This is a genomic window from Micromonospora sp. NBC_01655 (assembly GCF_026339755.1).
Lineage (GTDB): Bacteria > Actinomycetota > Actinomycetes > Mycobacteriales > Micromonosporaceae > Micromonospora.
In genome coordinates this window covers 983,308-996,663 of the sequence record NZ_JAPEQF010000001.1, presented here as the reverse complement: position 1 = coordinate 996,663, position 13,356 = coordinate 983,308, and the positions used below count along the sequence as shown (strand labels likewise).

11 protein-coding genes are annotated in these 13,356 nt (G+C 74.0%); 9 read left to right on the top strand and 2 right to left on the bottom strand.

Annotation, left to right across the window (positions count from 1 at the left end):
• Positions 1–15: 15 nt before the first annotated feature.
• A complete protein-coding gene (locus OOK41_RS04780) occupies positions 16–1,179 on the bottom strand; it encodes a CapA family protein (protein WP_266263102.1) in 1,164 nt (387 codons plus the stop codon).
• A 55-nt stretch (positions 1,180–1,234) separates the two neighbouring features.
• The gene (locus tag OOK41_RS04775; RefSeq protein WP_266263101.1) at positions 1,235–1,927 is read right to left on the bottom strand and encodes an adenosylcobinamide amidohydrolase; all 693 of its coding nucleotides are present in this window, start codon (positions 1,925–1,927) and stop codon (positions 1,235–1,237) included.
• A gap of 219 nt (positions 1,928–2,146) precedes the next feature.
• Here OOK41_RS04775 and OOK41_RS04770 point away from each other — a divergent pair, with 219 nt between their 5' ends.
• The 9 genes from OOK41_RS04770 to OOK41_RS04730 all read left to right on the top strand — a co-directional run bounded on the left by OOK41_RS04770 (position 2,147) and on the right by OOK41_RS04730 (position 13,297).
• Positions 2,147–2,824, top strand: a complete 678-nt coding sequence (locus tag OOK41_RS04770; RefSeq protein WP_007073398.1) for a Crp/Fnr family transcriptional regulator — start codon at positions 2,147–2,149, stop codon at positions 2,822–2,824.
• Positions 2,825–2,895: 71 nt separating this feature from the next.
• Positions 2,896–3,642, top strand: coding sequence for a metallophosphoesterase (locus OOK41_RS04765; RefSeq protein WP_266263100.1), 747 nt, complete (start codon positions 2,896–2,898; stop codon positions 3,640–3,642).
• Positions 3,643–4,254: 612 nt separating this feature from the next.
• Positions 4,255–4,857, top strand: a complete 603-nt coding sequence (locus OOK41_RS04760; RefSeq protein ID WP_266263099.1) for a TetR/AcrR family transcriptional regulator — start codon at positions 4,255–4,257, stop codon at positions 4,855–4,857.
• A 44-nt stretch (positions 4,858–4,901) separates the two neighbouring features.
• Positions 4,902–5,723: a TIGR03084 family metal-binding protein gene (locus OOK41_RS04755; RefSeq protein ID WP_266263098.1), complete on the top strand. Its 822-nt coding sequence runs from the start codon at positions 4,902–4,904 to the stop codon at positions 5,721–5,723.
• Positions 5,720–7,420, top strand: coding sequence for an acyclic terpene utilization AtuA family protein (locus OOK41_RS04750; RefSeq protein ID WP_266263097.1), 1,701 nt, complete (start codon positions 5,720–5,722; stop codon positions 7,418–7,420). The genes OOK41_RS04755 and OOK41_RS04750 overlap by 4 nt, the downstream gene beginning before the upstream one ends.
• Positions 7,417–8,556, top strand: coding sequence for an acyl-CoA dehydrogenase family protein (locus OOK41_RS04745; RefSeq protein WP_266263096.1), 1,140 nt, complete (start codon positions 7,417–7,419; stop codon positions 8,554–8,556). Before OOK41_RS04750 ends, OOK41_RS04745 begins: the two co-directional genes overlap by 4 nt.
• Positions 8,553–10,154, top strand: coding sequence for an acyl-CoA carboxylase subunit beta (locus tag OOK41_RS04740; RefSeq protein WP_266263095.1), 1,602 nt, complete (start codon positions 8,553–8,555; stop codon positions 10,152–10,154). The genes OOK41_RS04745 and OOK41_RS04740 overlap by 4 nt, the downstream gene beginning before the upstream one ends.
• 12 nt (positions 10,155–10,166) lie before the next feature.
• Positions 10,167–12,137: a biotin carboxylase N-terminal domain-containing protein gene (locus OOK41_RS04735; RefSeq protein WP_266263094.1), complete on the top strand. Its 1,971-nt coding sequence runs from the start codon at positions 10,167–10,169 to the stop codon at positions 12,135–12,137.
• Positions 12,134–13,297 (top strand): acyl-CoA dehydrogenase family protein, encoded by a 1,164-nt coding sequence (locus OOK41_RS04730; protein WP_266263093.1) that lies wholly within the window; start codon positions 12,134–12,136, stop codon positions 13,295–13,297. Before OOK41_RS04735 ends, OOK41_RS04730 begins: the two co-directional genes overlap by 4 nt.
• Positions 13,298–13,356: the final 59 nt, after the last annotated feature.

Genomic DNA, 13,356 nt, shown 5'->3' with positions numbered 1-13,356 from the left:
GCGGGCGCGGCCCGGTCACCCCTCGGTGATCCGGCCCTGGTCGTCGAACCGGGCACCGGTCTTCGGGAAGTCCGTCCGGGTGAGCTGCCGGACCAGGCCGAGGCCCCGGTCGTCCGGGTCCATGGTCGGCTTGCCGATCGAGTTCATGTACGTCGAGGTGAACGACCCACCGGCGAAGCTCCCGTCCGGCTTGAGCGACACCTTGAGCACACCACCCCAGCCCAGCCGGCCGTTGTTGCTCAGCGAGTTGCCGCCGCCCGCGAAGTTGCCGAGGCTGTAGGCGATCAGCCGGCCCTGGTAGAACTCCATGCCGCGCAGCACGTGCGGGCCGTGGCCGACGATCAGGTCCGCCCCGGCGTCGATCATGGCGTGCGAGAACTTCACCGGATCGCCCCGGTTCTCGCCGAGGAACATCTCGGTGCCCGGTCGGACCCGGGTCTTGTCGGCGCCCTCGCCGCCCATGTGCACCTGCACCACGACCAGGTCGGCCATGGTGGCGGCCTTCTTGACCACCGCGCTGGCGGCGTCGATGTCGACCAGACTGTTGGACCAGACGTACGACGAGAAGCCGGCCACGGCGACCTTGACGCCCTCGACCTCGACCACGGTGATCTGGTCGGGCGCGCCGGTGTGCGCCAGGTCGTACTTCTCCAGCGCCCGCTGGGTGTTCTGGTAGCCCTTGGGGCCGTAGTCGTACCCGTGGTTGTTGGCCTGGTTGAGCAGCTCGAACCCGGCGTCACGCAGGTGGGCCGCGTACTCCGGCGGGGCGCGGAACTGGAAGCACCGGGTCGAGTTGGCCCCGCACTTGCCGGTCCCGGTGTCCACCGTCAGCGGCTCCTCCAGGTTGCCCATCACCAGGTCGGCGGCGAGGGCGTCCTTGACCGAGTCGAAGAACCCCTTCCCGCCGCCCGGCGGAAGCCGGTTCGGCGCGTTGCCCATGATGATGTCGCCGGTGGCGGAGAGCGAGACGCTCTTCGCCTCGCCCTCCGGCGTGGCGGCCGGGGTCCGGGTCGGCGTCGGAGCGCCGGGCGCGCTGGTGCTGCCGCCCGCGGCACCCGGCTGCCAGACCGGATCGTCGCCGGGTTGCGCGCAGCCGGCGGCGAGCAGCGCGGTGAGCAGCACGCCGAGGGCGAGCGCGGCGCGGCGCGGGCGGATTCCGAAAGGAGCGGCAGCATACATCGCCCGCGACCCTACCGGCCGGGCAACGCGCTGACGATGGCCGATCGGTCGGACTTCAGGCCGTACATCGTTGCGACCACGGCACCACGGAGCCGGCCCCGCCGGCGAGCACGGCGGCGTGCACGGCCCGGGCCAGCGGCGCTCCCCAGGTGGAGCGCGGACCCCCGTACGCGGCCGGCGCCCCGTCGACCGGGCAGAGCACGGTGACCGCGTCCGTGGGGGTGCCGGTGGCCACCAGCCCCAGCTCCCGGATCGCCTGCACCTTCGCCTCGGTCGCGGTGGCCACCGCGTTGACCAGCGCGGCGTCGCCGAGCCGGGCGGGTACCTGGATCACGATGTTGACGGTGCCGACCCGCGCCCCGGACTCGGCTGGGGCGGGCTCGGGCACGGTGGATCCGGCCGGGGCGGGCTCGGCGGCCTGGAGCGGGGTGCCCAGCCCGACCGTGGCCCAGACCCGCACGCCGGTGTCGGTCCGGGCGACCACCTCGGCGACGTCGACCCCGGTCAGCAGCCCGACGCCGGGCCCGTCCAGGCCGAGCTGGCCGGCCAGCCCGGCCAGGTGCTCGGCCGGGTCGTCCCGGTGGTACGACATCGGCACGGTCGCGTTGACCACCCAGTTCCGGACACCGATCCCGCCGCCCAGCGGCGCGGAGCTGACCGCGAGCAGCGGCCGGTCGGCGCGCCAGACGAGCAACGGTACGTCCCACCCGTCCTCGTGGCGGCTGGTCAGGGTCGGCTCGGTCAGCACGCCGCAGACCCTACGTCCCGGGCGCGTCGCGGGCGGGCCGGGGCCCACCGAACCGGCGATCATAGTGGTTGATCAGGTCGGGCGGGGTTACGCCCAACGATCAAGATTCCAGGGGTGCACCTCTGATTACTGCTCACGTGCGCCTAGACTGGCCTCGCGCGAGGGATCAGCGGACGGCGGACCCGGCCGACGGACGGCACGCGCAGGCGGAGGTGCGCGATGGACGAGGTACTGGCCCGCAGCGGGATCTTTCAGGGGGTCGACCCGGAGGCTGCCGAGGCGCTCGCGAAGGAGATGGAGACGATCGAGGTCCGCAAGGGCGAGGTCGTGTTCAACGAGGGCGAGCCCGGCGACAGTCTCTACATCCTCCTGTCCGGCAAGATCAAGGTCGGTCGCCGGGCGGCCGACGGCCGGCAGAACCTGATCGCCGTGATGGGCCCGTCGGACATGGTCGGCGAGCTGTCGCTCTTCGACCCGGGCCCCCGGACGGCCACGGCCACCGCGGTGACCGACACCCGGCTGGTACGGCTGCGCAAGCAGGCCCTGCGGCCGTGGCTGAACAACCGGCCCGAGATCGCCGAGCAGCTGCTCCGGGTGCTGGCCCGCCGGCTGCGCCGGACGAACGACTCGCTGGCCGACCTGATCTTCACCGACGTGCCGGGGCGGGTCGCGAAGAACCTGCTCCAGATGGCCGGCCGGTTCGGCACCCGCGACGGCGGCGTGCTGCGGGTGACCCACGACCTGACCCAGGAGGAGATCGCCCAGCTCGTCGGCGCCTCCCGGGAGACCGTGAACAAGGCGCTCGCCGACTTCGCCTCGCGCGGCTGGCTGCGGCTGGACGGCAAGAGCATCATCATCCTGGACCCGGAGCGCCTGGCCCGCCGCGCCCGCGTCTGACCGCCCGGCCGTCCCGTCTGCCCCGGGCAGAATCGCTGGACGGCCCGGCCGGCGGGCGGGACGGTGGGACCATGCTGGAACGTGTCGCCGTCCTGTCCGACGTCCACGGCGCACTGCCCCCGCTGGAGGCGGTGCTGGCCGAGCCGGACGTCGCCGCCGCCGACCTGATCGTGCTCACCGGGGACGTCGTCGCCGGCCCGCAGCCCGTCGAGGTGCTGGACCTGCTGGCCAGCCTCGGCGACCGGGTCCACTGGGTGGGCGGCAACGCCGACCGGGAGCTGGTCGAGGCGCGGGCCGGGAAGCCGTCGGACATCGACGTGTCGAACTGGGCCGCGGAACAGCTCCGCGACGACCAGGTCGAATGGCTGGCCGGGCTTCCGCTGACGGTCACCCTGCCGGTAGCCGGGCTGGGCGAGGTGCTCTTCTGCCACGCCACGCCCCGCGACGACGAGGAGATCGTCCTCGTCGACTCCCGGATGGCCCGGTGGGCGGAGGTCCTCTCCGGCGTCCCGGCCGCGGTCGGCACGGTGGTCTGCGGGCACACCCACATGCCGTTCACCCGACTGGTCGACCGCCGGCTGGTGGTCAACGCGGGCAGCATCGGCATGCCCTACGGCGGGCCCGGGGCGGACTGGGCACTGCTCGGGCCGGGGGCGCAGCTACGACGTACGGCGTTCGACGTCGACGCCGCCTGCGCCCGGGTGGCGACGGAGTCGGGCTTCCCGGACGCCGCGGCCTGGGCCGACGAGTACCTGCGATCCCGGCACAGCGACGCCGACGCGCTGGCGGTGTTCGGCCCCCTGACCCGGCAGGACTGACCCGACAGGGCTGACCCGGCAGGGCTGACCCGACAGGGCTGGCCGGTCCCGAGACGGTCGACCGGTCGACCGTCGACCCGACCTGAGGCTGCTGCTTTGGCCGCCCGGGATCCACGCTGCCGGGCCGACCGACCCGAGGAAAAGCAGGGTTGCTCCACGGGCGGGCCGCGGTCTCGCGGCAGCCCCTGCCTGCCTACCCGCCGCCTATGGAGCTGAGTCGTCTGCGTCATCAGAACCGGATGGCGACCCGTCCACGACATCAGCTCCAAAGCACGGGATGGCGATCCGTTCAGGACATCAGCTCCAAAGCACGGGACGGCGATCCGTTCAGGACATCAGCTCCAAAGCACGTCGGCGATGCCACCTGGCCCGCGACATGCCGGCCCGTCACCTGGTCTTTCACAACATGCCGACTCGACTCCTTGAACCCGTGAACCGTGAACCCCGACCCTTCGCCCCGGCCCTTTGTGCCCAACCAGGACAAGCCAGCCCCGCCGCCACCACCGCCGGCACCACCGACACCGGCACCGGCACCGGCACCGGTGAACCGTTTGGGCCGGGGCCGAAAAAGTCAGGCTTGACTGTTTGTTTTGGCGGCGGCACGCTGTCCCCGTGTCCGCATCGACCCGCGTCCCTCAGCAGGAGCGCAGCCGTGCCACCCAGGCCCGGCTGCTGGAGGCGACCGTCGAGTGCCTGGTCGAGCACGGTTGGTCCGGTACGACCACCACCGTGGTGGCGGCCCGGGCCGGCGTCTCCCGGGGCGCCCAGCTGCACCACTACCCCACCAAGGCCGCCCTGGTCACCGCTGCGATCGCGCACCTCGCCGAGCGCCGCGCCGAGGAGCTGCGCACGGAGACCGAGGCGCTGCCCGCCGGGCCGCAGCGGCTCGATCGGGTGATCGACTTGCTCGGTGCCGCGTTCACCGGGCCACTCTTCGTCGCCGCCCTCGAACTGTGGGTCGCCGCCCGCACCGACGCCGAGTTGCGGCGCGCCCTGGTGCCGCTGGAGGCCCAGGTGGGGCGGGAGATGCACCGGCTGACCGTCGCGCTGCTCGGGGTCGACGAGCGCCGTCCCGGCGTCCGGGAGGCCGTACAGGCCACCCTCGACCTGCTGCGCGGGCTCGGGGTGGCCAACCTGCTCAACGACGACTCGGCCCGCCGTGCCGCCCTGCTCAGCACCTGGAAGCGCCAGCTCGCCGCCCTGCTCACCCCCTGACCAGCCGCAGAGGCCCACCCGGCCTCACCCGCCCTGGAGGTCCCATGGTCGACCGCACGGACCTGCTCACCGACCTGCTCACCGACCTGGCCGACGAGTCCGGCGAGCTGGACGCCCTGGTCGCCCCCCTCCCGTGGGGCGACTGGGCGCGGGCCACCCCGGCACCCGGCTGGACGATCGCCCACCAGATCGCCCACCTGGCCTGGACCGACCACGTCGCCCTGCTCGCCGCCACCGACCCCGGGGCGTTCTTCGCCTCGGTGACCTCGGCCCCCGACCTGGGCCGGCTGGTGGACGACGGCGCCGAACAGTTCCTCGCCCCGGCGGCCAAGCTGTTGGCCCGCTGGCGGGCGGGCCGCACCGCGCTGGCCGACGCGCTCGCCGCCGTCCCGGCCGGGGAGAAGCTGCCCTGGTACGGCACCCGGATGTCGGCCACCTCGATGGCCACCGCCCGGATCATGGAGACCTGGGCGCACGGCGAGGACGTGGCCGACGCGCTCGGCGTCACCCGCGCCCCGACCGCCCGGCTTCGGCACGTCGCGCACCTCGGCTTCCGTACCCTCGGGCACGGCTTCACGGCCCACGGCCGGGCGGTGCCGACGGCGCCGGTGCGGCTGGAACTCGCCGCGCCGGGCGGCGGCACCTGGGCGCACGGCCCGGCGGACGCCCCCGACCGGGTGAGCGGCCCGGCGCGCGACTTCTGCCTGCTGGTCACCCAGCGCCGGCACCGCGCCGATCTGGCCCTGGTCGCCGCCGGGCTGGTCGCCGACGAGTGGCTCGACGTGGCACAGGCGTTCGCCGGCCCGCCGGGTGCCGGCCGCGAGCCGCTGGAGGGGCGGGCCCCGGCCGCCGGGACGACGGCATGACCGCGCCGCTGCGGGTCGGCAACGCGTCCGGCTTCTACGGCGACCGGTCCATCGCCTGGCGGGAGATGCTCGACGGCGGCGATTTGGATGTGCTGACCGGCGACTACCTGGCCGAGCTGACCATGCTGATCCTCGGCCGGGACCGGCTGCGCGACCCCGGCCTGGGCTACGCGAAGACGTTCCTGCGCCAGTTGGAGGGCTGCCTCGGCACCGCGCTGGAGCGCGGGGTGCGGATCGTGACCAACGCCGGCGGGTTGAACCCCGCCGGGTTGGCCGCCGCGATCGGCACGCTCGCCGGCCGGCTCGGCCTCACCGCCCGGATCGGGTACGTCGAGGGCGACGCCCTCGCCCGCCCGGACGCGCTCACCGCGAACGCGTACCTGGGCGCGTTCGGGATCGCCGCCTGCCTCGACGCCGGGGCGGACGTGGTGGTCACCGGCCGGGTCACCGACGCGTCCCTGGCGGTGGGGCCGGCGATCGCCCGGTTCGGCTGGGGGCGGGGCGACCTCGACGCGCTGGCCGGGGCGACCGTGGCCGGGCACCTCATCGAGTGCGGTGCGCAGGTCACCGGCGGCAACTTCAGTTTCTTCACGGAGCTGCCCGACGGCGGCCACCGCCCCGGCTTCCCGATCGCGGAGATCCACCCGGACGGCTCGTCGGTGATCACCAAGCATCCCGGCACCGGCGGCGCGGTCACCGTGGAGACGGTCACGGCCCAGCTCCTGTACGAGGTGGGCGGCCCGGCCTACCTGGGCCCGGACGTGGTGACCCGGCTGGACACCATCGCGCTGGGCGTGGACGGGCCGGACCGGGTGCGGGTCACCGGGGTCCGGGGCAGCCCACCGCCCGACACCCTCAAGGTCGGGGTGAACAACCTCGGCGGGTTCCGCAACTCGATGACGTTCGTCCTGTGCGGGCTGGACATCCCGGCCAAGGCCGCCCTGGTTCGGGGTCAGATCGAGGCGGCCGTCGGCACGGACGGGCTGGAGTGCGTCCTGGCCCGTACCGACCACCCGGACGCGGGTGACACCGAGGCGGCGAGCGCGCTGCTGCACGTACACCTGCGCGACGGCGACAAGGGGCGGGCCGGGCGGGCGTTCTCGGCCGCCGCGGTGGAGCTGGCGCTGGCCTCCTACCCGGGGTGCACGCTGACCACGCTGCCCGGCGACGCCGCCCCGTACGGGGTCTTCACCGCCGACGCGGTCCCGCAGGACGCGGTCGCGCACGTCGCCGTCCTCCCCTCCGGCGAGCGGGTCCGGATCGCCGCCCCGGCCGTGGCGGCTGTGCAGAGGCCCCCGGTACAGCGGCATCCGTCGACCGGGGGCTCGCCGCCGCAGCCCACCCGGCGGGGGGCACTGGGCGAGCTGGTGGGGGCGCGGTCCGGCGACAAGGGCGGCGACGCGAACCTCGGCGTCTGGGCCCGCACCGACGCGACCTGGGCCTGGCTGCGCGGCTGGCTGACCGTCGAGCGGCTGGCCGGGCTGCTGCCGGAGACCGCCCCGCTGACCGTGGAGCGGTACGAGCTGCCGAACCTGCGCGCGGTGAACTTCGTGCTCCGGGGTCTGCTGGGGCAGGGGGTGGCCGCGTCCACCCGGTTCGACCCGCAGGCGAAGGCGCTCGGCGAACTGCTCCGCTCCCGCGTCGTCGACCTGCCGACGGGGCTCGCCACCGGGCCGGCCAGGGAGGTGGTTCCGTGACCATCGTGGACACCCCCGAGCGGCGACAGCTCCGCGAGCTGACCCGGGCGTTCGTCACGAAGGAGGTGCTGCCGCACCTGGACGGCTGGGAGCGGGCCGGCGAGGTGCCCCGGGAGCTGCACGCCACGGCCGCGAAGCTGGGCCTGCTCGGCATCGGTTTCCCCGAGCGGGTGGGCGGCAGCGGCGGCGACCTGCTCGACTCGGTCATCGTCACCGAGGAGATCATCCGCTCCGGCGGCTCCTCGGGCCTGATCGCGGCGCTGTTCACGCACGGCATCGCGCTGCCGCACATCGTCGCCTCCGGGGACGGGGACCTGGTCGACCGGTACGTGCGGCCGACCCTGGCCGGGACCATGATCGGCGCGCTGGCGATCACCGAGCCCGACGGCGGCTCGGACGTGGCCTCGATCCGTACCCACGCCCGCCGCGACGGCGACCACTACGTGGTGAACGGGTCGAAGACGTACATCACCAGCGGGGTGCGCGCGGACTTCGTGACCACGGCGGTCTGTACCGACTTCCCGGGCAGCGGCTCCCTCTCCCTGCTGGTGATCGACAAGGGGACGCCCGGGTTCACCGTCGGCCGGCGGCTGGAGAAGCTCGGCTGGCACTGCTCGGACACCGCCGAGCTGTCCTTCGCCGACGTGCGGGTGCCGGCCAGCAACCGGATCGGCGACGAGGACACCGGATTCCTCACCCTCATGCAGCACTTCGCCGCCGAGCGGCTGTCGCTGGCCACGCAGGCGTACGCGACGGCGCAACGCTGCGTCGACCTGGCCGTGCGCTGGTGCCGGGACCGGTCCACGTTCGGCCGGCCGCTGGCCGGCCGCCAGCTCGTCCGGCACCGGCTGGCCGAGATGCACACCCGCGCCGAGGCGGCCCGCGCGTACGTGCACGAGGTGGCGGCCCGGGTCGCCGCTGGCGAGCCGGTGGTGACCGAGGTGGCGATGGCGAAGAACGTCGCGGTGGCCGCCTGCGACTTCGTCGTCGACGCCGCCCTGCAACTGCACGGCGGGTACGGCTACCTGCGTGACGCCGAGGTGGAGCGGCACTACCGGGACGCCCGCATCCTCGGCATCGGCGGCGGCACCACCGAGATCATGAACGAGATCGTCGCGAAGGGCATGGGGCTGTGACCACACTGGACAGCGCGATCGACCCGTCCTCGCCGGCCCACCGCGCCAACCGGGAGGCGCTGCTGGAACGCCTCGCCGAGCTGGACGCGGCCCTCGACCGGGCCCGCGCGGGCGGCGGCGAGAAGTACGTGACCCGGCACCACGGGCGGGGCAAGCTGCTCCCCCGGGAGCGGATCGAGCTGCTGCTCGACCCGGACAGCCCGTTCCTGGAGCTGTCGCCGGTCGCCGCGTACGGGACGGACTTCCCGGTCGGGGCCAGCGTGGTCACCGGGATCGGGGCGGTGGAGGGCGTGGAGTGCCTGATCGTCGCCAACGACCCGACGGTACGCGGCGGCGCGGTGAACCCGTGGTCGCTGGCGAAGACCCGGCGGGCCGGCGAGATCGCCCTCGCCAACCGGCTCCCCATGGTGAACCTGGTCGAGTCGGCCGGTGCGGACCTGCCCACCCAGGCGGAGATCTTCATCCCGGGCGGCCGGGTGTTCCGCGACCTGACCCGGCTCTCGGCCAACCGGATCCCCACGGTCAGCGTGGTCTTCGGCAACGCCACGGCCGGCGGCGCGTACGTGCCGGGAATGTCCGACCACGTGATCATGATCCGGGACCGGTCGCAGGTCTACCTGGCCGGGCCGCCGCTGGTGCGGATGGCCACCGGTGAGATAACCGACGACGAGTCCCTCGGCGGCGCGGCCATGCACGCGGCGACGTCGGGGCTCGCGGACTTCCTCGCGTCCGACGAGCGGGACGGCATCCGGCTGGCCCGGCAGTGCGTCCGCCGGCTCAACTGGCGCAAGCAGGGCCCGCCGCCGCGCAACCCGGTCCCGCAGCCCCCGAAGTACGACCCGGAGGAACTGCTCGGCATCACCAGCGCCGACCTGAAGGTGCCGTTCGACCCGCGCGAGGTGCTGGCCCGGGTGCTCGACGGCAGCGACTTCGACGAGTTCAAGCCGGCGTACGGGACGGCCCTGGTGACCGGGTGGGGCGAGCTGCACGGGTACCCGGTCGGCGTGCTGGCCAACGCCCGGGGGGTGCTGTTCAGCGAGGAGGCGCAGAAGGCGGCCCAGTTCATCCAGCTCGCCAACGCGTCCGACACCCCGCTGGTCTTCCTCCAGAACACCACCGGCTACATGGTCGGCACCGCCTACGAGCAGCGCGGCATCATCAAGCACGGCGCCCTGATGATCAACGCGGTGTCGAACTCGAAGGTCCCGCACCTGACCGTCAACCTGGGCGCGTCCTACGGCGCCGGCAACTACGGCATGTGCGGGCGGGCGTACGAGCCACGGTTCCTGTTCACCTGGCCGAACGCCAGGTCGGCGGTGATGGGGCCGGCGCAGCTCGCCGGGGTGCTGTCGATCGTGGCCCGGCAGGCCGCCGCCGCCCGGGGGCACGAGTACGACGAGGACTCCGACGCCGCCATGCGGATGATGGTCGAGCAGCAGATCGAGTCGCAGTCCGGGGCGCTCTTCCTCTCCGGCCGGCTCTACGACGACGGGGTGATCGACCCCCGGGACACCCGTACCGTCCTCGGGCTGTGCCTGTCGGCGATCCACAACGGACCGGTGAAGGGCGCCGACGGCTTCGGCGTCTTCCGGATGTAGGGGCTGCCACTCATGATCACCCGACTTCTGGTGGCCAACCGGGGCGAGATCGCCCGCCGGGTCCTCGCCACCTGCCGGATGCTGGGCGTCGAGACGGTGGCCGTGCACTCCGACGCCGACGCGAACGCGCCGTTCGTCGCCGAGGCCGACCAGGCCGTACGCCTGCCGGGGAGCACGCCCGCCGAGACGTACCTGCGGATCGAGGCGATCCTCGACGCGGCCCGGAAGTCCGGCGCGGACGCCGTGCACCCGGGCTACGGCTTCCTCGCCGAGAACGCCGAGTTCGCGGCGGCGGTGACCGACGCGGGGCTGACCTGGGTCGGTCCGCCGGCCAAGGCGATCGCCGCGATGGGCGACAAGATGGCGGCCAAGGCGCTGCTGGCCGACGCGGGCGTGCCGATGCTGCCCACTTGGACCGACGCCGACGAGATCACCGACTTCCCGGTGCTGGTGAAGGCGTCCGCCGGGGGCGGCGGCCGGGGCATGCGGGTCGTCTCCGACGCCGCCGGCCTGGCCGAGGCCGTGGCCTCCGCCCGGCGGGAGGCGGCCGGCGCGTTCGGCGACGGTACGGTCTTCGTCGAGCGGTACGTCGAGCGGGGCCGGCACGTCGAGGTGCAGGTCTTCGGCGATGTCCACGGCACGGTGCTGGCGTTCGGGGAGCGGGACTGCTCGATCCAGCGCCGGCACCAGAAGATCGTCGAGGAGGCCCCGGCGGTCCTGCCCGACGGGGTGCGCGAACGGCTGCACGCCGCGGCGGTCGCCGCCGCCCGGGCGGTCGGCTACGTCGGCGCGGGGACGGTCGAGTTCCTGCTCGCGCCCGACGGGGAGTTCTACTTCCTGGAGATGAACACCCGCCTCCAGGTGGAGCACCCGGTCACCGAGGCGGTCACCGGGCTGGACCTGGTCCGGCTGCAACTGCTGGTCGCCGAGGGCGAGCCGCTGCCGCTGGCGGCCACTCCGCCCGTCACCGGCCACGCGATCGAGGTGCGGCTGTGCGCCGAGGACCCGGCGGAGGGCTTCCGGCCGGCCACCGGCACCCTGCACCGGTTCGCGGTCCCCGGCGTGGCGGGCACGTTCGCCCCGACCCGCGGGCTGCGCCTCGACTCGGGTGTGGCGGACGGTTCGACGGTCGGCGTGCACTACGACTCGATGCTGGCCAAGCTGGTCGCCTGGGCCCCGACCCGTGCGGAGGCGGCCCGGCTGCTGGCCGGCGCGCTGGCCCGGGCCGAACTGCACGGGGTGACCACCAACCGGGACCTGCTGGTCCGGGTGCTACGCAGTCCCGAGTTCGCCGCCGCCGAGGTGGACACCGGCTTCCTGGACCGGCACGACGAGGTGTTCGCCCCGCTGTTGCCGCCCGACGGGGTGCCGCTGGCCGCCCTGGCCGCCGCGCTCGCCTCGGCGGCGGCCCGCCGGTCGGCGGCCACGGTGCTCGCCGGCCTCCCCTCGGGCTGGCGCAACGTGCCAGCCTTCCCGCAGGTCGCCCGTTACGCCGGGCCGGGCGGCGAGATCGAGGTCCGGTACCGGCTGGACCGCACCGGCGCGCTCGCCGACTGGGCCACCGACCCGGCGACGCGGCGAACCGTGGCGCTGGTCGGGGCGGCCCCGGACCGGGTGTTGCTTGACGTCGACGGGGTGCGACGGGCGTTCCGCGTACACCGGGTGGGGTCGGCGGTCTTCGTGGACGGCCCGGACGGGGCGGCGAGCCTGGCCGAGCTGCCCCGCTTCCCGCTGCCCGGCGCGGACCTGGCCGCCGGGTCGCTGCTCGCGCCGCTGCCCGGCGCGGTGGCCCGGGTGCACGTCGAGGTCGGTCAGCGGGTCGCCGCCGGCGACCTGCTGCTGACCCTGGAGGCGATGAAGCTGGAACATCCCGTGCTCGCCCCGACCGACGGCGTGGTCGCCGAGCTGCCGGTGCCGGCCGGCGGCCAGGTGGACACCGGCACCGTGCTGGCCGTGGTCAGCCCCGAGGAGGACCCCCGATGAACTTCGACCTCACCGAAGAGCAGGACCAGCTCCGCGACGCCGTCCGGGCGCTGGGCCGCAGGTACGGCCACGGCTACTTCGTCGAGAAGGCGAAGGCCGGCGAGCACACCACCGAGCTGTGGGACGAGGCCGGCCGGCTCGGCTACCTCGGCGTCAACATCCCCACCGAGTACGGCGGCGGGGGCGGCGGCATCACCGAGCTGGCCATCGTCTGCGAGGAGCTGGCCGCCGCCGGCTGTCCCCTGCTGCTGCTCGTGGTCTCCCCCGCCATCGCCGCCACCGTGATCAACAAGCACGGCACCGAGGACCAGCGCAAGCGTTTCCTGCCCGGCTTCGCCGACGGCTCGCTCAAGGTGGTCTTCGCGATCACCGAGCCGGAGGCCGGGTCGAACTTCCACCGGCTCGGCACGGTGGCCCGCCGCGACGGCGACGACTGGCTGCTGTCGGGCCGCAAGTGCTACATCTCGGGCGTGGACGAGGCGCAGTACGTGCTGGTCGTGGCCCGGACCGAGGACGCGTCCACCGGCAAGCTCAAGCCGGCGCTGTTCGTGGTGCCGACCGCCGCGCCGGGGCTGACCCGGTCCAGGCTGGACATGGAGATCGTCTCCCCGGAGAACCAGTTCCTGCTCTACCTCGACGACGTGCGGCTGCCCGCCGACGCGCTGGTCGGCGAGTCGTTGGACGCCGGCCTGCCCGCCCTGTTCGCCGGGCTGAACCCGGAGCGGATCACGGTCGCCGCGATGGGTGCCGGCACCGGCCGGTACGCCATCGAGCGGGCCAGCGAGTACACCGCCACCCGCAAGGTCTGGGGCGGCCGGAGCATCGGCTCGCACCAGGGCGTCGCCCACCCGCTCGCGCACGCGGCGGTGCAGGTGGAGCTGGCCCGTCTCATGATCCACAAGGCGGCCACCCTCTACGACGCCGGCCGGGACCTGGAGGCCGGCGTCTCCGGCAACATGGCGAAGTACGCGGCCGGGGAGGCCGCCGCGCTCGCCGTGGACACGGCGGTGCAGGCGTTGGGCGGGGCGGGGATGACGACGGAGTACGGGGTGGCGACGCTGCTGGGCGCGGTGCGGGCCGGACGGATCGCCCCGGTCAGCCGGGAGATGATCCTCAACTTCGTGGCCCAGCATGTGCTCGGGCAGGACAAGTCGTATTGAGTGCGGGGTCAGGGCCAGCGAGGTTTTGAGCCACTGCAACGAACGTTAATCCGAGTAGT